A 21,070-nucleotide genomic window follows, 5' to 3' on the forward strand; every position below is an offset into this window, starting at 1 on the left:
TCTCTTTATTGTACCGCTGCATCATCTCATCGGCCAAATCATCAATCACCTCCTGAATCCAGGATTCTTCGCCATCAACAAAAATTCCCACATCGGCCTGATAAGCTGCTTCGCACAATCGTTCTAGCCGCGCTTTTCCTCGGTTAAAAGCCGTTTGTTCCTTTGTTGAAAGCGAAGTGCCAGTCTGTACTTTAGCCATCAGTTCAAATTGCATGATGCCTGTCATTTTAAAAGCGCAGAAAGGCATATCAGGAGTACGTCGGGCAGCTTCAATTACCCGGAGGGTTTCTTCGGTGGTGTGGTCAAAACCGTCTTCTGTCTTTTTCACTTCTACTGAATAATCTAAGATCGTCTTTACGTTGTGCGACGCTAGCATTCGAACGGTAGTAACACAGTCAGCAATGGTTTCGCCCCCGCAAAACTGCTGAAATAAAGTATGTTTTAGTATGCTGTGAATGGGTAGCTTTAATTTTAGGGCGAATTTTACCACCTTTGTGCCTACGCTCGTTAAGAACGGGTAATTAATCGCTTTAAATAGCCAATACGTTTTTCGTAAATCCAGATCCGATTTATAAGAAAAGGCAATTTTAGTATTGTCGAAAGAGACCGGGGGGGGAGCTTCAGTGAAGACGTATTCCATAATTATATATTGAATGATGACTAATGATGGATAATTGATGACCCTCTATTGAGCATCCATCATTTATCGTTATAAACTATTTTACCGGGTATATTTGTTTACGAATCCTATGAAACTCACTGAATTATCACAATGGAATATTGGCAAAACGGACCCGCTGATTATCGCAGGACCGTGCAGTGCCGAAACGGAGGAGCAGCTTTACGATACTGTGAAAGCCGTAAAAGAGCAGGGCGTTACTTTAATGCGAGCGGGAGTATGGAAGCCTCGTACTCGCCCCAATACTTTTGAGGGAGTGGGACAGGAAGCTCTGCAATGGATTCAGGATATTAAGAAAGACCTAAATGTGCAATTTTCTACCGAGGTGGCTAATGCCATGCATGTAGAAGAAGCGCTGCACTACGGTATCGATGTGCTGTGGGTGGGAGCCCGGAGCACTGTAAGCCCTTTTATCGTCCAGGAAATTGCCGATGCCCTACGCGGATGCGATGTGCCAGTACTGGTTAAAAATCCTATTAATCCTGATTTAGCTCTGTGGATGGGCGCGTTGGAGCGACTCAACCAAGCGGGGGTTACCAAACTGGGTGCAATTCACCGGGGCTTCTCTACTTACCAGAAAACTCGTTTTCGTAACGTGCCGATGTGGCAACTGCCGATTGAAATGAAACGGCAGCTACCGGGTTTGCCGATGATTTGTGATCCTAGCCATATTATGGGTAAGCGGGAAGATATTGCCGAAGCTAGCCAAATTGCGATGGATTTAAACTTTGAAGGACTCATCATTGAAACCCACCGCGACCCCGAACAAGCCTGGAGCGATGCTCGCCAGCAAGTAACCCCTCATTCTCTAGGTGAAATTATCCGTAATCTGCGTATACGCCAAGCTTCTTCGGAAGATATCGAATATATAACCCACTTAGAGGAACTGCGTACCCAGATTGATCACTCCGATCGGGAAATGATTGAGCTACTGGCTAATCGCCTTGATTTAGTGGCTCAAATCGGCGTATGGAAGAAGAAAAATAACGTAGCGGCTTTTCTGCTCGATCGTTGGAACCGAGTGTTTGAATCGAGAAAGGAATGGGCAAAAGAGGCTGCTCTGCGGGAACGTTTTGTTGTTGACCTGTTCAATTTACTGCACGTAGAATCTATCCGCAAGCAAACCGAAGTGATGGACAATACCTCCGATGAAAGCGAAACTGAGTCAGGTTTGCGAGTGAAATCTTAAAGTTGGTATTAGGGTGTTATAGTGCCATATTACCCTCCATGGTTCTAAAGTTTAAAATCTGTAATTGAGATTATGGAAAACGCAAGGCAGAACAAAATTGAGGATTTGGCCTGCGAAGGAAAGTTAGTAGAACTGAAAACCTTGATAGAATGTGGGTTTTCTCAGGCTGAGATTGATACGGCTCTTGTAAATGCTATTGCATATTCCCAAATCAGTACTGCTAAATATCTCTTATCACTTGGTGCTGATATATTTGCTCACGGTTGTAACGGTTTATACTACGCAGTGCATAATAACGAATTGGAAGGAGTAAAATTTTCGATATCGAAAGGTATTGACATCAACACAGATAATGGAATGCCAATTAATACCAGCATTTTTACTTCTACCAATAGTGGTAATACGGAAATCACCAAATGGCTTATAAAAAACGGTGCTGACCCAAAGCTTCTGACAGTAGAATCGTTACGAATTGCCAAACAATACGGCACAGGTGATCTTAAGAGCTTATTAAAGCAATACCTTCCTCTTAAATTTACGCTTAGCTGAATAACAGTACTGAGGTCTGTAGCACCATAACACTAGCAATTTATGCCCGCCGATAACGTAACCATTACCGAAAGTATAGCGGAAGAGCTTTCCAACTTACTCGCTAAGAATAATTTCTCTCAAGTAGCTGTATTGGTTGACGAAAACACGCAAGAGCATTGCCTGCCGCTTATTCAGAAGGTACTGCCGTCGGATTATACGCTGGCTGAGACAAAGAGTGGAGAAGTAAACAAGAATCTGGATACCTGTGCGCATATCTGGCAGCAGCTTACCGAACAACATTTTGATCGTAAAGGGCTACTGATCAATCTGGGTGGGGGAGTGATTGGTGATATGGGTGGTTTCTGCGCAGCTACTTATAAGCGAGGAGTAGCGTTCGTGAATATACCGACTACGTTACTAGCCCAAGTAGATGCCTCGGTAGGTGGCAAGCTGGGTATTGATTTTAACGGGTTTAAAAATCATATTGGCTTATTTCAGGAGCCACAACAAGTGCTAATTGATGCTCAATTCCTAAAAACACTACCCGAGCAGGAACTACGGTCGGGTTTTGCTGAAGTAATTAAGCACGCGCTGATTCAGGATTTGGTGTACTGGAACAAGCTTCGGAGCGTAGCGTTGACAAACCAGCCGTGGGTGGAGCATATTCGCCACTCAGTACGAGTGAAATCGTGGGTAGTAGATCAGGATTTTCGGGAAGGAGGTCTGCGGAAGATTCTGAACTTCGGACACACCGTTGGTCATGCGGTAGAAAGTCATTTCCTCGAATCAGCAACACCACTTCTGCACGGTGAGGCTATCGCCATTGGAATGATTGCTGAAGCGCAACTATCAATAAGGTATGCATCGCTTAGTTCGGAAGAAGCCGAAGAACTAGAAGATTTTATTCTGGCGATCTTTGGTAAAGTTGCTATTCCGCTAGATTCTCTAGAAGCAATTACCCACTTAGCCAAGCAGGATAAAAAGAATCAGCAAGGTACTATTCTGTGCACCTTGCTAGATAAGGTAGGCAAAGCTTGCTTTGATATTCCGGTCACCGAGTCGGCTATTCGAGAGGCTTTAGAGTACTACAGAAACCTATAAAGTGCTCAAGAATAAAATGTAGTTGTGCTCTAAACAGAGGCCAGCATAACTAGCTCTGTTTAATACCTTTCATCTTTTCGTAATCAATATCGTCGGCTGGGTTGCTTTGCGGGGCCTCTCCGGTAATTTTGGCTGAGCCTTCGTAACCTTCATGGTGTTGGTTTGTATGCCGTTCGGCCTGATAATCTTCCTGATCTACATCGCCTTTGGGAGATAAACCCTTTGTTCCGTAGTATTCTTCCAGCTTACCTATCTCAGCTCGATCACCGTTTATTAATTTTTGGATATCAACTTTTGGGGCGTTTTTGATTTTTTCTTTACGTACTTCTAGTAAAATAGAACCTGAATTAGTGTTAAATTCCAGCATAGACCAGGGCAAGGCGTAAGCGTCACTTCCTAATCCTAAAAAGCCTCCTTCTTCTAGAATGGCGAAAACTATTTGGTTCGTTTCAGGACTGATAAAAATATCTTCAATAACCCCAACCTTTTCCTCTACAGAGTTGTATACAGTTCCCCCTATAATATGATTATTAGCTGATAGAAACTTAGAAATCATCATAATTGTAACTATTAATGTGATTTGCGCACCGCTTAAAAAAAATGCGGTCGACTAAAAAATGCGTAAAATTCTACGACTAGAACTCGGCTACTCCTAAAAAGTTTAGTGGATGCACAACTGTAAAATGGTTAGTTAGATTAATTCCAAATTGGAAATACCAAATTACAACCTGTTTGAGCATGCAATTATCAAGAACTTGCTAAGTTATAATTTGTGATGGTATACTAATATAATTTCGCGCTCGCCAAGCACTTACTTTTTACTGAAGAACTATTGTCGCCCGTCAGTAAAATTTCTTATCGCAGTGCTAACAATGCAACGTTCTCTACGTGATGGGTATGAGGAAACATATCAACCGGTTGCAGTTTTTCAATCCGGTACTTTTCGTGCAGTAGAGCAGTATCTCGAGCCTGAGTAGCGGGGTTGCAACTCACGTAGACAATACGAGGCGCACCTATTTCTAATAATTGTTTCACCACATCGGCGTGCATTCCCACCCGGGGCGGGTCAGTAATAATTACGTCGGGCTGCCCGTGCTCTTGTAAGAATTCTGAATTTAGCAGTTTTCGCATATCTCCGGCAAAAAAAGCAGTATTGCTAACGCCGTTAATTTGCGAGTTCACCTTAGCATCTTGAGTAGCCGTATCTACGTACTCTACGCCAATTACCTTTTCTGCTTGCGAAGCAATAAAGTTAGCAATCGTACCGGTGCCTGAGTATAAATCGTAAACCACTTCCTCACCACCCAATTGCGCCAAATCGCGCGTAACTCGGTACAATTGGTAAGCCTGATCTGAATTGGTTTGGTAAAACGATTGGGCACTTACCCGAAACTGCAAATCCTCCATGTGCTCTGTGATGTATGATCGTCCGGAAAATAAGGTCACTTCCAGATCGTGAAGAGTATCGTTCATCTTCCGGTTGATTACGTACTGTAGTGACGTAATCATTGGAAACTTCTCCCGCAAATGATTGAGTAACCCATCAATAGCCTCGGGAGCATGATCGGCATCGCGCCCGAATTGTACCAATACCATTAGCTCACCCGTGTTGGCAGTACGAATCATCAAAGTACGAAGCACTCCGGTGTGCTGACGCATATTGTAATACGGTAACTGATGCTCCTTAGCGTACTGATCCACTGCCAATCGAATGTCGTTAGACGGGTCGGCTTGTAAATAACAGTGCTCAATGGGTAGTATCTTCTCAAAACTACCCGGAATATGAAAGCCCAGTGCCCGCTTATCTATTTTCTCGCCGGAAGTTATCTCTTCGCGAGTAAGCCAACGTTGATCTGAGAAAGCAAATTCCAGCTTGTTTCGGTAGTAGCGCGTATTTTGAGATGGTAAAATGGGATCAACTTCAGGAAAAGGTATTTTACCAATGCGTTCAAACTGGTCAATTACCTGCTGGCGTTTGTACACTAACTGCTGCTCGTAGGGGATGTGCTGCCACTTGCAGCCACCACAAATGCCAAAATGCGAACAAAAAGGCTCAGTACGCTGGGGCGAGTACTGATGAAACGTAACAGCTTTACCTTCCCAAAATTTCTTTCGGGCTTTGGTTACTTTAATATCAACTACATCGCCCGGGGCAGTGTACGGTACAAATACGGCTCGTCCATTGGTATGAACCACGCATTTGCCTTCGGCAGCCATTCGCTCAATAGTTACATTTTCTAGCAGGGGTAATTTCTCTCTTCTAGCCATAGATTAAGTAAAGGTACGCTATTTGTACTTTCTCAGTAATTGATTAAGATATTTGTAAGTAGCCTGACCAACTATTTAGCGAAAATAAGTATCTTTAACATTGAGGGAAGTGAAAATTGCGGAATTTTGTGGTTTTTGCTGGTAAGGATCTAACTTTTAGCGAATGAAGAAGTGTCTACTAAGCTTGCTCCTTTGCTCTGTTTTTCTCAAAACGATAGAAGCGAGCCACATTGTGGGAGGAGAGTTTGAGCTACGGCATATTGAAGGGTTTCAGTATCAGCTCAACCTAATCCAGTACTTCGATGATGTAAATGGCGATCCGGAAGCGGAAGATCTAGAGGCGAGAGTACATATTTTTCGGAAAAGCGACAATGCCTTTATGATGGAGGTGCGATTGAGAAATGTCGGCTCCGAGTTTGTTGACTACACCAACCCTGAGTGTACCATCGACGCCCTCTCTACCCGAAAAATTCTTTATACGGAAAGCATTACTCTTCCATCCAACCGGTATAACGATCCGGAGGGTTACTATGTGGTGTACGAACGCTGTTGCCGTAATAACCTTATTGATAATATTGATCCCTCGGTAAAAGAACGCTCGGGGCAAACCTTTTATCTGGAATTTCCACCGGTAGTCCGAAATGGTAGACCGTTCGTAGATACCACCCCCATTTTATTTCCACCCTTGAGTGATTATGCGGTTATCAATAACCCGTTTTACTTCGATTTTTCAGGAAATGATCCCGATGGAGATTCGCTAGTTTATTCGCTCGCTCATCCGCTAAACAGCTCACTAACTGACCGGGGGCTTCCGCCGCCTACTCCCGCTCCTCATCCGTTGGTTAACCTAGCCGATGGGTATACTCTTAATAACATTATTGCCGGAACCCCGCCCTTACGTATTAGTCAAGAAGGACTGCTTACCGTAACCCCTTCGGATCTTGGATTATTTGTATTTGCTATTAAAGTAGAAGAGTTTCGGGACGGAGAGAAGATTGGAGAGGTTAGAAGAGATTTTCAGATGTTTGTGGTAGATGCCGACCCCGGCGAAACACCCCGAGTACAAGCCAAGGTGAAAGGCGAAACCGGTTTTTATGAAGAGGGTAATACCATAAACTTTGGACTGGAAGACGAGAAGTGCCTAGAACTATTTATTACTGATGCTGACCCCGAAGAAGTAATTACGGTAGAAGCTATCGGGGTAAACTTTGACCAGGATATTCAGGATTTGATTTCTACCAAGTTAAGTATTTTGAATGGCCCTACTGATACGCTAAAATTAGATTTCTGTTTGCCGGATTGCCCCTACGTGCGGGGTCCAATGCTGATTGATATAATTGCTTACGATGATGCTTGTAGTGTGCCCCTTCGCGATACGCTTCGGCTTACGGTAGAGGTAGAAGGGCCACAAAACAGCGATCCGGTTATTGTTGGAAACCCCAACGTACTTAACGTGGATATCAATATAGGCGAAAACTACGAGCTAGAGATTCAGGGACTAGATGAGGATGATGATTTACTAACATTGACGGCGGAGGGCGACGGTTTTAGTTTAAGTGATTTAGGTATTGAGCTACAGGAGCGGCTATTGGTGCCCGGCGAAGTTCGCAAAGTATTAACTTGGACACCCGATTGTTCTGCATTTGATTTTCGTTCGCAGAATGAGTTTACAGTGTTAGTAGAACTAGACGATTTAAGTGAGTGTCAGTTAGGTGAGCCAGATCAGCTACGGGTACGGTTTCGGGTGAGATTACCTGATAATAACCGCCCCAAGATTACACTAGACGGACTGGAAGAAACCGAAGTGACGGTTCGCATTAATGAACTGCTTTCGTTTGATGTGTTGGCTGAAGACGTGGATAGTGATTTGCTAGATTTAAGAGCGGTAGGCGATGGATTTGATCTGGCCGATTACGCAATCAACTTTCCGGGCAACACAGGTATTCGAAACATCAGCTCGCCCTTTAGTTGGCGGCTCTCCTGCAATAATATTGATTTAGCCGAACGTAGCTCGTTTGATATTATTTTTCTTTCTACTGACCAAACCGGTTGTAGTGATCCCGCTACAGATTCGCTTCGTATACGCATTAATGTGCTACCGCCCGACAATGAAGCGCCAACCGTATTTATACAAAACATTGACTCAGACACCGTGCGGGCAGCCGTAGGTTTTCCGGTAGTGCTAGATGTAGTTGGCACCGACGAAAATCAATCAGATATTCTGACTCTTCGCCTGGCCGAAGTAACGCTTGATGGAGAACCGATTGACCTGGAAGTAGTTAATTTCCGATTTAACAACGCTCGCGCTCGGGGGAGAGTACAGTCGCGCTTTTTTTGGAATCCTGATTGTTTCTTGCTTCCGCCTGATTTCGAAGAAGCCACCTTTAAGCTCTCGTTCACAATAGAAGATGACCAGTGCTTCAATAGTAAAAATGATACTACTACTGTAACGCTGGAACTGGGTGTGGCTCCGCTCGACTTTGATGAATTTGAACCCCGCAATGCTTTTACTCCCAATGGCGACGGAACCGGAGATTTCTTTCACCTAAATTTCTGTAACGAAACCAATCGAGATTGTGACCTACCCATTGGTACTTGCGCTAATCAGTTTCAGCGTATTGAAGTTTACAATCGCTGGGGTCGGCTAGTATTTCAATCCAACAGTCCTGATTTTGAGTGGTACGCTGATAAAAGACCGCCGGGCCCTTATTTTTATCTGGTGTATTATTCTAGAGACGTATACAAAGAGCGAGTGTATATCTACTCGCCAGATACTGAGTAAGCTGTGAATCCACTAGATAGGCTAAGCGAAATTGGGCTAGACCTTCCTGAAGTATCAGACCCCGGAGGTAATTATGTCTCGGTAAATATTAGGAATAATATTGCCTATGTAGCAATTCAATTCCCGATCCTCAATGGAGAATACTTGTACACTGGACGTCTGGGAAATGATCTAACGACCGAAGAGGGTTACGAGGCTATGAAATTATGTGCTATGAATGTATTAGCACAAATAAATGGAAAAGTCGGCTTCGAGCATTTGGTTGGACTAAATCATATTGATGCTTATTTTCAAGCCAGTGATGATTGGGACGATTCGCCAGAAGTGGTGAATGGTGCTTCTGACTTATTTACAGCTATTTTAGGAGAAAAAGGACAGCATACGAGAGCGATATTTGGCGTAGAGAAACTACCTAGAAACTTCAGTGTCGGATTAACTACGACATTTACAGTTCTTACTGTATCGAGAGAGGTGTTCCAGTGATACCTAAAATAGCTACTCAAACCGCAGCGATTCAATTGGGTCAAGTTTAGATGCTTTATAGGCAGGGTAGTATCCCGAAAAAATGCCAACACCAATACAGATCAGTAGCGCGCTTAGGATCCAGACCCAAGGTACAATAAACTGCCCCACATCCATAAAGCGAGCTACTACGTTTCCAATGCCCATTCCAAGTAACACTCCGGCTACTCCTCCAATCTGACAAATGACAATAGCCTCCATAAGGAATTGCTGGCGGATACGCTGCGGGGTGGCCCCCAACGCTTTTCGAACTCCAATCTCACGGGTGCGCTCTGTCACCGAAACCATCATAATATTCATTAGAGCAATCGAAGCTCCTAACAATGTGATTAGTCCAATAGAAAATCCGCCAATCCGTAGGTAACCAGTAATTTCCTCTAGCTGCTCACTGAGCGATTTCTTCTCTTCAATCTCAAAAGATAGTTCACTGCCAATAGGGTCCTGGCGAATAGCCTGCATCAGGCTGGTAGCCTCGCCCATAGCTACATCCGTTTGATTACCGGCCGTAACCGAAACAGTAGTCGTATAGTTGAGCGTACTGGCAGTAGCTAACTGTCGCCCTTTATTTAATGGAATAACGATCTTTCTATCGACATTCTCACCTGGGCCTGAACCAACTTCTTCCAGTATTCCAATAATTTTAAAAGGTGATCCTAATAGTGAAATAGTCTGATTTATTGGACTTAACGGAGTGTCAAATAGAGCATCTACGATACTAGCACCGACAATAGCGACGTTGGTGCCCTTTTCTACTTCAAGGCGGGAGAAATTACGTCCACTCTGTAGGCGATACCCCTCTATTCCCAGATAATAATCGTCGGTGCCTTCAACCTGAATGTTGGGATTGGTTTTGTTGGAACCTTTTTTGACTTCTGCACCGCTGGTGATCCGAGCTCGAACCGACACTTGCGCTGGGAAGTTGTAACGTTTGATGAAAGACCTTACATCGCTATAGCGAATAGGTGGGTAGCTTTTCTCGGTGCGCCCCTGCTGGCTGCGACGATTGCCGCCCCGTTTCTCCCGAATGGTAAAGGAGTTCACCCCTAAACTGGCAAAACTATCATCTACTGAAGCCTGAATACCATCGATAGCCGTTAAAATTCCAACCAAGGCTGTGATCCCCAGTGCAATAATCAAAGCAGTGAGGGTAGTTCGTAGTAGATTATCTCTAATTGCCTTGAGGCTTTCTTCTATATTATTAATCAAATTCATAAAGAACGTTACATACGTAAGATAAATTTGGCAAACTAATGATTGTTAATTTAAATTCTTCGCAACTTTTCTGTACTTTCAAAATAATATCTCAGTAATAATATTCCTCATTTTTTGGCAATAAATCGTCAGGATTATTCATTAAAATAGTAACAGGATAGCTTATGAATATGAAATTTGTGTTAACCAGCTTATTGTTGGTATTTATCGGTGGATGGGTACAGGCGTCGTATATATTACTGCCGATGGATCAAGTACAATCTAACCACTTAAAAGCCTACGGAATTGCTTATTGGGTGTTGCAGCAAGACGGCGAAGTTGATTGGTTGCTAAACTACCGGGGCGGGAGCTTCGCTAGTAAGCACTACCAAAAGCTGGAAAACGAATGTGTGATTCGGGGAGTGAGTTACGAAGTAATCTCCGATGCGCAGTACAATCAGATTATCAGTGTAATTGCCAGCCCATCATCTAATAAAGATCTGATGAAGCTAGAGAAGCATCCTAAAATTGCGGTTTACTCTCCTAAGAGTAAGCAACCTTGGGATGATGCAGTAACCTTGGCACTAACCTATGCCGAAATTCCCTACGAGGTGCTATTTGATGATGAGGTGATGTACGACAAGCTACCGGAGTACGATTGGCTACATTTGCACCACGAAGATTTTACCGGGCAATACGGGAAGTTCTACCGCATCTACCGTAATGCTCCTTGGTACATTGAGCGGCAGCGTAATTACGAGAAAACGGCTCACGAACATGGCTTCGATAAAGTTTCTCAGTTGAAATTAGGCGTGGTGAAGAAAATCCGGGACTTTGTTTCTGGGGGAGGATTTATGTTTGCCATGTGTTCGGCTACCGATACTTACGATATTGCCTTGGCTGCCGATGGAGTGGATATTTGCGGTCCTATGTATGATGGCGATAACGCCGATCCAAATGCTCAGGAAAAACTACAGTTCGGCAATACCTTCGCTTTTCAAGATTTTCAGATTGTCTACAACCCTTACGAGTACGAGTATTCCAATATTGATGTTGATCCTCGTTCTCGCGGTTTAAGTCAGGATAATGACTTCTTTAACTTATTTGAGTTCTCGGCCAAGTGGGACCCGATTCCAACCATGCTTACCCAAAACCACGAGCGCATTGTGAAAGGGTTTATGGGACAGACTACCGCTTTCCGCAAAAGCCTGATTCGCCCCGATGTAGTGGTGCTAGGCGAAACCCGATCGGCGGGAGAAGCCAAGTATATTCACGGAGTATTTGGAAAAGGCTTCTGGACGTTCTACGGCGGGCACGACCCCGAAGACTACCAACATCGCGTAGGTGAAGCTCCCACTGATTTAAACCTGCATCCCAACTCCCCCGGTTACCGGCTTATTCTGAATAATATCTTGTTTCCGGCAGCGAAGAAGAAGAAGCAAAAGACCTAATTAGATAATTAACGGATGAACCAATTTTGTTTGGGTTCTGGCTCACGTTTACAGCTATTAACTTTTACGGACTATATTTATCAGTCGTTCAAGCTCAAGGCTTAGTATTTTTATTTTGCTTAACAACTTTTTTCGGAGTGGTAATGCTAGTAAAGGTGCTGGCTACTTACAAACACCTTATAATCCAAGATTGCACCACTTTGATAGTGAAACGCTTAGTCGGAAAAAACCAAACGATTAATCTTGATACTGACTTAGCCTATTGGGAGGAAAAGCTTTGGATAAACAGAGGGCAGCAGATTCGTCGGTTGCTAATAAACTCAACCGAAGGCTACGTAGGATAATTAGATGCTGATAATTCAGAAAAATACGAAGAACTTCATCATCTTTTAAAAAACAAGATATAGTGAGTTAGAAGCCCGCTAATCTACTTTTGCTTTTCCACGAACACTACTTTCTTAGTTTCGAAGAAATCCTCTTCAAAGAAATCAGTGAGAGAATATAAGCGATGCGACAGATTGGTTTCTTTCAATTCCTCAGTCAAATCCCCTCCTTTCAAACAAAGCATTCCATTAGGCAATTCGTGCTGTGAATTGGGCGAAATTCCCTTGCGGCACCAAGTCCAAAGTAGCTGAAGGCGAGCCACTGCTCGGGTAACTACAAAATCGTACTGCCCCTTCACTTTTTCTGCCCGAATATGCTCAGAGGTGACATTATCTAATTCTAATGCCTCGGCTACGGCCTGAGCAACTTTGATTTTCTTACCAATGGAGTCCACCAAGTGGAAATGAGTTTCCGGAAGTAGAATAGCTAACGGAATACCCGGAAAGCCGCCGCCGGTACCTACATCCAACACTCGGGCATTGGGAAGGAAAGACATTACCTTGGCAATTGCCAGTGAATGCAGCACATGATGCAGGTAGATATTATCAATATCCTTCCGGGAAACTACGTTGATCTTTTCGTTCCACTCTTGGTATAATGGATAAACCTTTGAGAATTGTTGCTTTTGCTGTTCACTAAGATCAGGGAAATAGTGGTAGATACGGTCAAGCTGCTGGGGTGGATTCATGATGAGTAATGAATAATGATTGATGGGTTCAACTATTATTCATTTGTCATTCTAGATGTGTTCTTTCTTATTTTTCACTAACTCGTACATGAGCTCCCGAGCGCGGTGTAGTTGGGCCTTTACCGTGCCCAGGGGGGCGTCCAGTTCTTTAGCAATTTCATCATAGGAGAATTCTTGGAAGTAGCGAAGTTTTACTAAACGTTGGTACTTGGGAGGCAATTTGGTTACAAAAGCTCGTACCAATTCTTTTTTCTGCTCATTAATAGCTTCTTCCTGCGGATCAAGATTATTATCCTCTATATCAATATTCACTGCATCGCCATTATCATCTTTAAATGAAGTGTTGAGGCTGAGTGTTTCCAGTTTTTTCTTCCGAATAAAGTCAATGGCATTATTTGTAGCAATTCGGAATAGCCAAGTACTAAACGTGTAGTCTTTCTTAAACCGATGGAGGCTCTTAAATGCTTTAGCAAACGCTTCAATGGTTAAATCTTCAGCATCATCAACATTACGCACCATCTTAAGTACCATATGGTAAACGGGCTTCTTGTAGCGACGCATTAACTCAGCGTAGGCTTGCTCATCATTTCTCTTGGTAGCCTCGTCAATCAGCCGAAAATCTTCTAACGCCTTTTTGGAAAAATCTTTTTTTATTTCCATCGGATATGTTTTGAAAGCAGGGCAATGGGGCCAATGCTCATATAGTAAATAACGTATAAAAAATCGAATATTGGCAGCATATGTAAGGGAATTGAATCATTCAACTTGTTAGATGCACTACGAAATGCGAAAGCCATCATTCCCCAACGTACTAGCATACCCAGCAAAGCCAAAATCCATGCTCCGGTAAACAATAATAATCCCCCCGCTAACCAAACACCTATTGTTGTCAGCGAGAACGCTCCCAACCACCGTTTATCTCGCACTTTATAGAATTTCCCAACACTCAAATGACGAACTTTCTGACGAATATACGCTCGCCAACTCGTTTTCGGAACCGAGATCATTTGGCTCTCCTGATGAATAGCAATTGTTGTGTTCTTATCAGTTGCGTGCTGATTTACGAAAATATCATCATCCCCTCCTGTAAGGTGCCAAAACCCACGAAACCCTCTTTTATCTAAGAAAAACAATTTTCGGTACGCTAAGTTCCGGCCAACTCCCATATATGGGTATCCTCTCAAAGCAGCACCCAAGTATGTCATGCCCGTATGTAGTGTTTCGTAGCGGATGAATCCATTGAGCAGTCCTGGTAAAGTCTGATAAGGGGAATAGCCTAGTACAAATTCACAATCAGAAGACCAAGCCTGGACCATTTTACAAATCCAAAATGAACTAACAGGACGGCAGTCGGCATCGGTTAATAATAGATGCTGATAACGGGCAGCTTGTATTCCCAAGGTTAATGCATATTTCTTGCCCCCCACATGCTCAGGGCGGTCGCGCAACCAAACAATTTTCAGGTTGCTAAGCTTCTCTTTTTGAGCTAATAGAAAATCTAAGCTACCATCGTACGACGTATCTTCTACTACGACGATCTCGTAGGTAGGATATTGTTGATTACACAGTAGCGGTAACAGAATTCTCAAGTTGGCTATTTCGTTATAAGCACAGACGATAATAGAGATAGGCGGTTGATGAGAGGTAGTTGACGTAGGTAAATGATAGGTTTTCCAAATTGCGTAGAGTGTGTAGTACCAATACAACTGGAAAAGCCCAGCGGCGACAAAAACAAACACAGCAACCCACTCCATAAATTTGTTGGACTTAGCAATTTTGGAACATAATTTGTAGATTTAAGCAAAAGCGCAAAACTACTCCTTCCATCGTTTTAAGACAAATAGCTCAATCCAAGGCTAGGCCAAATGAAAACCTTGGTGAATTAAAATAAGGTTAGCAAAAATTTAGCACCGTGACAATAGATTTCTTTTTAGTAGCGATTATAATTCTCTTTGTACAGTACACAGGAGTATACTTATTCATTCGCTTGGGTAGCCGATGGGCTCAACAACATTCAGTGCTGTTTTATACCTCAGCAGCTTTGGTGGGCACATTAGGCTTTAGCCTGATTTTCTCGCTATACAAGTGGCACTTTGGTTTTACTTTTGTTAGTGTCGACTACGAATTTGCCCGTAACTGCTTAGGGCTACTTACTTTTTTGATGATAGGCAAAATATACGGTCTAATGCCGGTAGAATTCTTGGTTCGCCATTTACCTATTCACTTTAACTAATTTATCGCTTTTTGCCCTGTGAGTCAGCTATCAGCTAAAGCGGCTACCAATGCATCGGCCCCTTTCTTCAAATCTTCCCAAGGGGTATTGAGTGCTGGAACAAAACGGATAGTATCCTTTCCAACGGCACCCGCAATTACGTTATGATTCAGCATGCGTTCCGCTACCGGACGCGCGGACTGATTGAGTTTTGCTCCAATCATTAATCCCACACCACTTACTGTAGTGATTGATGGATTCTCGACGGCAAGTTCACAAAGGTAACCCATCAATCGAGCCCCAGAAATATTCGCTTGTTGAGCTAAATTTTCTTCTTCGATAACCTCTAACGTTGCAAGAGCCGCCGCGCAAGCCAACGGATTACCACCGAAGGTAGACCCATGATCGCCTTTATTCAGCGCATCAGCAATCTTTTGAATGCACAATGTTGCTCCGATAGGAAAACCACTCCCCAGTGCTTTAGCCATTGTAATCACGTCGGGCTTTACCCCGAAAAGTTGATAGGCCATCGGTTTACCGGTTCGTGCAACCCCACACTGAATTTCATCAAAGATTAGTACAATATTATGCTCATCGCACCATTGGCGGGCTGCTTGAAGAAACTCCAGTTGTGCTACTTTTATGCCCTCAGCCCACTGCACTGGTTCCACTAATACGGCCGCTACATCGTCAGAGTAAGCATTTTCCAGCGCATCAATATCATTGTAAGGAATTTTAGTGAACCCGGCGGGGATGGGATCGTACCCTTCCTGATACTTGGAGCTACCCGCCGCAGTAGTGGCTAACGTTCTTCCGTGAAAGGCTCCTTCAAACGTAATAATAGTCCCTCCTCTTCCGTGTTTGTGCGCGTATTTACGGGCTATTTTTACCGCTCCTTCTACCGCCTCCGCCCCGGAGTTGGATAGAAATATACGATCCATCCCTGAAAATTGAGCCAGTTTTTGAGTGAGCTGTGCCTGCGGTTCGGTCAGTAGCAAATTAGAAACGTGCATTAATTGACCTGCTTGCTGCTGGATAGCTTCCACTATTTTAAGGTGGCAATGGCCTACGCTGGTTACGGCGATTCCGGCCAACATATCGATATATTCTTCGCCATCTGTATCCCACAATCGGCTACCTTTTCCTTTTGCTAAGGTAATTGGGTAACGGTTAAAAACGGGTAGGTAGTATTGTTGGTCTAGTTCGGTAGGGTTCATGAATTTAGGGGTTAGGTTTTGGAGATTGGGTATTAGAGATAGATTGCAGAAACTTTACTTTAAAAGGATTTTTTGATGTAGTTCAGCGGCTTTTATAAATATACTTCCTGTGCATCCTGTACATCCCCTTCCAAACCCCAACACCTAATACCCAATCCCTAGTTATTAAGGAGCTAAACGTTGAATTTTCCACCTATCTTCCTCGAGCTGGTAGTAAATGCGATCATGCAAGCGGCTGGGGCGACCTTGCCAGAATTCAAAGGACAGTGCGGTGACGGCGTAACCACCCCAGTGCGAAGGCTTGGGTATTTCTTGGCCATTATACTTCTGCGTAAAGTTTTCCTTTCGCTCTTCCAGTACGCTACGATCAGTAATTGGTTGACTCTGCGGGGAAGTCCAGGCTCCGATTTGACTAGCGCGGGGCCGACTGTGGAAATATTCGGTAGAAGTTTGATTGTCTAATACGGCCACGGTTCCCTCAATGCGCACTTGACGTTCCAGTTCAGCCCAGAAAAAAGTTAGTGCTACCTGGGGATTCTTTTCCATTTCATTACCCTTCCGGCTTTGGTAATTTGTGTAGAAAATGAATCGGGGGCGACCTTCCGCACGGTTTTCTATTCCTTTCAACAGCACAATTCTGCCCGAAGGCTTTCCACTGGGGTCAGCCGTAGCCAAGTGCATGGCGTTAGGTTCGGATAATTGAGCGTGACGGGCTTCTTCAAACCACTGATTAAATTGCTCAATCGGATCAGAGGAAACATCGGAAATATCGAGAGATTTTTGGGAATAATCCTGCCGCATATCCGCAATAGAGGCACTCATAAGTAAGTGTGTTTAGAAGGGTGGAGCATCTTGTGAAGGAGGGGTCGGAAGATCACCATCAGAATCATTTTTCTTAAAGTCAGGATCGTTCGCTTTACTGGTGTAGGTAATGATATTGGAGGAATCATTAAACTCCTGTCCACCGCTGGCACTTACTAATGAACTTCCGTAGTTGGTGTTACCCATTGGATCGTCCAGATTAGTAAAGCGAGTGTACTTTCCAATAAACTTCAGGTTGACTGTATCCAGCGCACCGTTTCGGTGTTTAGCAATCATTACTTCACCCACGCCCTGTACCGACTGCCCTTCTTCGTTTTCAGTAAGCCCATAGTATTCGGGGCGATACAGGAACATCACCATATCGGCATCCTGCTCAATACTACCCGACTCCCTCAAATCCGACAGTTGCGGACGTTTGTCACCACCTCGGGTTTCCACTGCTCTACTGAGCTGAGATAGGGCAATGACCGGAACGTTAAGCTCTTTCGCCAGATTCTTCATCGCTCGCGAGATAGAAGCAATCTCCTGCTCCCGGTTTCCACCGTTGTTCTTGGAAGAGTCTCCTGACATTAGTTGCAGATAATCCACTACAATGAGCTCAATATCGTTTTGAGCTTTCAGGCGACGGCACTTAGAGCGTAGCTCCCGAATAGACAGCGCCGGAGTATCATCGATAAAAATAGGAGCTTCGGTTAAAGCGGCGGTTTTACTGTAGAGTTGCTGCCACTCGTGGTCCAGTAGATTTCCCTTTTTGATCTTATCACTTTCTAACTCAGCCTCGGCACTGATCAGACGATTAACTAGTTGCACCGACGACATCTCCAGTGAAAAAATAGCCACCGAATGCCCAAAGTCAACCGCTGCATTTCGCAGTGCAGAAAGGATAAACGCGGTTTTCCCCATTCCGGGCCGGGCCGCGATAATAACTAAATCGGACCGCTGCCAACCAGAGGTGAGCCGGTCGAGTACTGCAAAGCCGGTAGGCACTCCGGTTAGGCCATCTTTGCGCGACTTCTTGGCTTCTAGTTCGGTAAGTGCCTCGCGCATCATGGAGCGCATATCGGCGTAGTTCTTTCGGATGTTCGCTTCCGATACGCTGAAAATACGCTGCTCCATTTTATCGAGTAGCGAAAAAGTATCGGTGGTATCTTCGTAGGCTTCTTGTTGAATTTCGGACGCAATGGTGATTAGCTCGCGCTTAATGGCCATTTCGGATACAATGCGGGCGTGGTATTCAATGTTAGCGGCAGAGCTTACCCGCTGGGTTAATCCACTAATTTCAAATGCTCCTCCGGCTAACTCTAGCGTTCCGCTTTTACGCAGTTGGCTGGTAACGGTGAGGATATCTACCGGTTCAGATTTGTCAAACAGCTCTAGAATCGCTTTGTAGATCTCCTGATGGGCTTCCCGATAAAAGCTCTCTACCCGGAGAATTTCGATAACCGTAGTAAGAGCATCCTTTTCTAGCATGAGCGCGCCCAACACCGCCTCTTCCAAATCAACTGCTTGCGGCTGCACTTTGCCAGTAGCCGGATTGTTTTCTAAAATTTTTCGCATCCGGTTCCGGGTGTAGTCCCCACCTCGTATCGTTAAGTCTCGGCGGGATTGCCCATCACCTGGTCTGGCAGTATTCATAGATATTGGTTAGCGATTTTCATCTGGAACGTCTACCGCTACCGCGGTAATCTCATAAGTTAGAAAAAATAGCCTAAGCACCCAACCACTTTCTGGTTTTCCTTTTTTCTGATTGGGGGGAGCAAACATACTAAAAAGTCAGCCTAAATTTTATACGTTAGGCTGACTAAAATATGAGAAGCTGATTCGTTCAGTGAAGTGATAGTTTCACTGCTTTGAGCTGATTTTCTGATGTTCAGTTGGTTATGATTTATATACTGAGCAGTGCCTCGAGAAAACTCATATTACTATTTTTTTCTTTCACCATAAACAGCGGAATATTGGTCTGGTAGGCAAGCAGTCGTTCGGCCACGCTACCTAGCAAGATAGAAGCCGCAGCAGTACGGCCCCGAGAGCCAATGATCATCAGATCCACATCTTTCTGCTGAGCAAAGCCAAACAGTTCATCATCAATTTTGGCATCTTCGCTGAGTTGGTAGCGCATTTCAAAAACATCTTCCTGTAGGCTGTTGCTAGCAAAGAACTTTTTGGATTCCTTTTTAGCGTTCTCCTCCATAATTTGGCTAAACTCCTCATGGCTCTTACCGGTTTTAGAGTAGCCCTTCGGAATCTGATAAACGTGATGCCCGTAAATAGTGACATCCTCCCCTTCCTTAGTAAACTTAACTGCCTGGGTCAACGCCATCTTTGCGTGATCAGAAAAATCGAGGGCTACCGCGATTTTGTCAATCTTTATATCAGCATTCTTTGGTACGAACAGCACCGAACTGGCACTGATTTCAGCCACCTTAGCTAGATTTATTTTTGTTGAGGAACTTTCAGGTTTCCCCAAAATAATAAGATCAGTGTCTTTCTGTTTCCCGTAGCGAATCAGTTCGTCAGTAGGTTTGCCTTGTAGTACATCAATTGATATCTGAGTGCTCTCGCCGTGAGGAAAATAATTATCAATAAGATGCTGTATTTCGTGCTTGATCGTTTCGTCTACCGGGGCCAATACGTCATGGTACTGCTTGGCTAAATCTTCGGGAAGATCAAGCGTATCAGCTACGTGAACGAAGTATACAGAATCAGCATCCATAATGTGACTCACAACAGATGCGTAGCGCACTACTTCCTCATCTAGATTAGTTAAGTTTACCGAAATTACAATGCGTTTCAATTCATACATACGAAAAAAATTGTAGGTTGTAAGATAAGCCAATGTGTTGCCTAAATTAGGAATAATGCTGCCTAACAGCAATCCTTCCCAGAAATATCATTCTTTAGCTTGTGATAAGAACGCCAAAAACTGCTCAGCTTACCTGATTCGTTGGTTTTAAAGCGGATGACTAAACTAGTTTTTCTAATTGAACAAAAATTGATTTTAGAACGCAATTTTGTATTTTAAGATATTAAACAAAACAACCTAAAATATGAATTCATCTCGAAGAAATTTCTTGGCAAAATTAGGCAGTGGCACGGCAGGTGCTTTGGCCGCTCCTGCCGTACTTGGTGCTCAATCTAGAACAAAATTAGCTCCCAGCGATCAGGTCAATATTGCGGTGGTGGGCGTACGAAATATTGGCTGGGCCAACCTGCGCTCGCACTTGCAGATACCGGGCGTTAACTGCGTTGCGCTCTGCGATATAGACCAACGGATATTAGACGAGCGAGTGAGTGATGTGGAAAAAATGGCGGGCAATCGCCCGAAAACCTACAGCGACTTTCGCAAACTCTACGAACATCCCGACTTGGATGCGGTAATTTTGGGTACTCCCGACCATTGGCACGCGGTACAAACCATTAAGGCCTGCGAAGCGGGGTTGGATGTGTACGTAGAAAAACCATTGGCTAACTCGATTGAAGAATGTCAGGTGATGGCCGAAGCGGTAAATAAGTACGGGCGCATTGTGCAGGTAGGTCAGCAGCAACGTAGCAGTGAACATTGGCAACCCGCAATGAAATTGATTCGAGATGGAAAAATTGGACGCGTAAACTTTGTGCGAGCCTGGAACCACAGTGGCGCTGATCGTATTGTGCAACCCAAGCCCGATACCGCGCCACCGCCCGAAGTAGACTACAAACTGTGGCTAGGCCCGGCTCCCGAGCGACCGTTTAATGAAAACCGGTTCCACGGCTCGTTCCGCTGGTACTGGGACTACGCCGGAGGCAAGATGACCGACTGGGGAGTGCATTTGATAGATCTGGTACTACTGGGCATGGATGCTACCGCTCCTAATTCGGTGATGGCCTCTGGTGGCAAATTTGCTGACCCCGGTAGTGCAATGGAAACCCCCGATACCATGAGAGCCATCTACGAATTTGATTATTTCATTATGGTGTGGGAACATAATATGATTAACCGGCTAGGCCCTTACGGGAAAGACCATGGAATTGAGTTTGTAGGCGAAAAGGGCCG

At 44.3% G+C, this 21,070-nt stretch carries 20 protein-coding genes; 9 read left to right on the forward strand and 11 right to left on the reverse strand.

What is annotated here, in order from left to right; all coding sequences use genetic code 11:
- On the reverse strand, window positions 1–640 hold a 640-nt coding region (locus WBA23_RS07625), incomplete at its 3' end, for a proline dehydrogenase family protein (RefSeq protein WP_424581677.1).
- A 109-nt stretch (window positions 641–749) separates the two neighbouring features.
- Here WBA23_RS07625 and WBA23_RS07630 point away from each other — a divergent pair.
- The 3 genes from WBA23_RS07630 (at window position 750) to aroB (ending at window position 3,500) form a co-directional block, all read left to right on the forward strand.
- On the forward strand, window positions 750–1,868 hold the full coding sequence (locus tag WBA23_RS07630; RefSeq protein ID WP_424581678.1) for a chorismate mutase: 1,119 nt from the start codon (window positions 750–752) through the stop codon (window positions 1,866–1,868).
- A 72-nt stretch (window positions 1,869–1,940) separates the two neighbouring features.
- On the forward strand, window positions 1,941–2,417 hold the full coding sequence (locus WBA23_RS07635; protein WP_424581679.1) for an ankyrin repeat domain-containing protein: 477 nt from the start codon (window positions 1,941–1,943) through the stop codon (window positions 2,415–2,417).
- 42 nt (window positions 2,418–2,459) lie between these two features.
- Window positions 2,460–3,500 carry a 3-dehydroquinate synthase gene (gene aroB / locus WBA23_RS07640; RefSeq protein ID WP_424581680.1) on the forward strand — a complete coding sequence of 347 codons (1,041 nt, stop codon included), beginning with the start codon at window positions 2,460–2,462 and terminating at the stop codon, window positions 3,498–3,500.
- 49 nt (window positions 3,501–3,549) lie between these two features.
- On the opposite strand, the gene WBA23_RS07645 is transcribed toward aroB, so the two are convergent.
- Together WBA23_RS07645 and rlmD are read right to left on the reverse strand one after the other, a co-directional pair.
- Window positions 3,550–4,059, reverse strand: a complete 510-nt coding sequence (locus WBA23_RS07645) for a PRC-barrel domain-containing protein (protein WP_424581681.1) — start codon at window positions 4,057–4,059, stop codon at window positions 3,550–3,552.
- Between the two features lie 296 nt (window positions 4,060–4,355).
- Window positions 4,356–5,768 carry a 23S rRNA (uracil(1939)-C(5))-methyltransferase RlmD gene (gene rlmD, locus WBA23_RS07650; RefSeq protein ID WP_424581682.1) on the reverse strand — a complete coding sequence of 471 codons (1,413 nt, stop codon included), beginning with the start codon at window positions 5,766–5,768 and terminating at the stop codon, window positions 4,356–4,358.
- A 163-nt stretch (window positions 5,769–5,931) separates the two neighbouring features.
- Between rlmD and WBA23_RS07655 the strand changes: the two genes are divergently transcribed.
- A complete protein-coding gene (locus WBA23_RS07655) occupies window positions 5,932–8,550 on the forward strand; it encodes a gliding motility-associated C-terminal domain-containing protein (protein WP_424581683.1) in 2,619 nt (872 codons plus the stop codon).
- Window positions 8,551–8,553: 3 nt separating this feature from the next.
- Window positions 8,554–9,033: a RidA family protein gene (locus tag WBA23_RS07660; protein ID WP_424581684.1), complete on the forward strand. Its 480-nt coding sequence runs from the start codon at window positions 8,554–8,556 to the stop codon at window positions 9,031–9,033.
- Between the two features lie 12 nt (window positions 9,034–9,045).
- On the opposite strand, the gene WBA23_RS07665 is transcribed toward WBA23_RS07660, so the two are convergent.
- Window positions 9,046–10,284 carry an ABC transporter permease gene (locus WBA23_RS07665; protein ID WP_424581685.1) on the reverse strand — a complete coding sequence of 413 codons (1,239 nt, stop codon included), beginning with the start codon at window positions 10,282–10,284 and terminating at the stop codon, window positions 9,046–9,048.
- A gap of 164 nt (window positions 10,285–10,448) precedes the next feature.
- Between WBA23_RS07665 and WBA23_RS07670 the strand changes: the two genes are divergently transcribed.
- On the forward strand, window positions 10,449–11,714 hold the full coding sequence (locus tag WBA23_RS07670) for an asparagine synthetase B (protein ID WP_424581686.1): 1,266 nt from the start codon (window positions 10,449–10,451) through the stop codon (window positions 11,712–11,714).
- A gap of 206 nt (window positions 11,715–11,920) precedes the next feature.
- Window positions 11,921–12,058 (forward strand): hypothetical protein, encoded by a 138-nt coding sequence (locus tag WBA23_RS07675; protein WP_424581687.1) that lies wholly within the window; start codon window positions 11,921–11,923, stop codon window positions 12,056–12,058.
- A gap of 83 nt (window positions 12,059–12,141) precedes the next feature.
- Here the strand turns inward: WBA23_RS07675 and rsmG are convergent, their stop codons facing one another.
- From rsmG to WBA23_RS07690, 3 genes are read right to left on the reverse strand one after another with little or no spacing between them, the layout of a single operon-like run.
- Complete coding sequence (gene rsmG / locus WBA23_RS07680; protein ID WP_424581688.1) at window positions 12,142–12,786, reverse strand: 16S rRNA (guanine(527)-N(7))-methyltransferase RsmG; 645 nt, start codon at window positions 12,784–12,786, stop codon at window positions 12,142–12,144.
- Window positions 12,787–12,837: 51 nt separating this feature from the next.
- Window positions 12,838–13,446: an RNA polymerase sigma factor gene (locus tag WBA23_RS07685; RefSeq protein ID WP_424581689.1), complete on the reverse strand. Its 609-nt coding sequence runs from the start codon at window positions 13,444–13,446 to the stop codon at window positions 12,838–12,840.
- Window positions 13,437–14,540, reverse strand: coding sequence for a glycosyltransferase (locus tag WBA23_RS07690; RefSeq protein ID WP_424581690.1), 1,104 nt, complete (start codon window positions 14,538–14,540; stop codon window positions 13,437–13,439). Before WBA23_RS07690 ends, WBA23_RS07685 begins: the two co-directional genes overlap by 10 nt.
- A gap of 158 nt (window positions 14,541–14,698) precedes the next feature.
- Between WBA23_RS07690 and WBA23_RS07695 the strand changes: the two genes are divergently transcribed.
- A complete protein-coding gene (locus WBA23_RS07695) occupies window positions 14,699–15,019 on the forward strand; it encodes a hypothetical protein (RefSeq protein ID WP_424581691.1) in 321 nt (106 codons plus the stop codon).
- 23 nt (window positions 15,020–15,042) lie between these two features.
- On the opposite strand, the gene WBA23_RS07700 is transcribed toward WBA23_RS07695, so the two are convergent.
- The 4 genes from WBA23_RS07700 to WBA23_RS07715 all read right to left on the reverse strand — a co-directional run bounded on the left by WBA23_RS07700 (window position 15,043) and on the right by WBA23_RS07715 (window position 19,840).
- On the reverse strand, window positions 15,043–16,215 hold the full coding sequence (locus tag WBA23_RS07700) for an aspartate aminotransferase family protein (protein ID WP_424581692.1): 1,173 nt from the start codon (window positions 16,213–16,215) through the stop codon (window positions 15,043–15,045).
- Between the two features lie 165 nt (window positions 16,216–16,380).
- The gene (pdxH, locus tag WBA23_RS07705; RefSeq protein ID WP_424581693.1) at window positions 16,381–17,037 is read right to left on the reverse strand and encodes a pyridoxamine 5'-phosphate oxidase; all 657 of its coding nucleotides are present in this window, start codon (window positions 17,035–17,037) and stop codon (window positions 16,381–16,383) included.
- Window positions 17,038–17,049: 12 nt separating this feature from the next.
- Window positions 17,050–18,594: a replicative DNA helicase gene (gene dnaB, locus WBA23_RS07710; RefSeq protein ID WP_424581696.1), complete on the reverse strand. Its 1,545-nt coding sequence runs from the start codon at window positions 18,592–18,594 to the stop codon at window positions 17,050–17,052.
- A 328-nt stretch (window positions 18,595–18,922) separates the two neighbouring features.
- A complete protein-coding gene (locus WBA23_RS07715; protein ID WP_424581694.1) occupies window positions 18,923–19,840 on the reverse strand; it encodes a universal stress protein in 918 nt (305 codons plus the stop codon).
- Window positions 19,841–20,084: 244 nt separating this feature from the next.
- Here WBA23_RS07715 and WBA23_RS07720 point away from each other — a divergent pair.
- Window positions 20,085–21,070: Gfo/Idh/MocA family protein (locus tag WBA23_RS07720; protein ID WP_424581695.1), on the forward strand; the 986-nt coding region annotated here is incomplete at its 3' end.

Origin of the sequence: Tunicatimonas sp. (assembly GCF_049647865.1) — a bacterium.
GTDB lineage: Bacteria > Bacteroidota > Bacteroidia > Cytophagales > Cyclobacteriaceae > Tunicatimonas.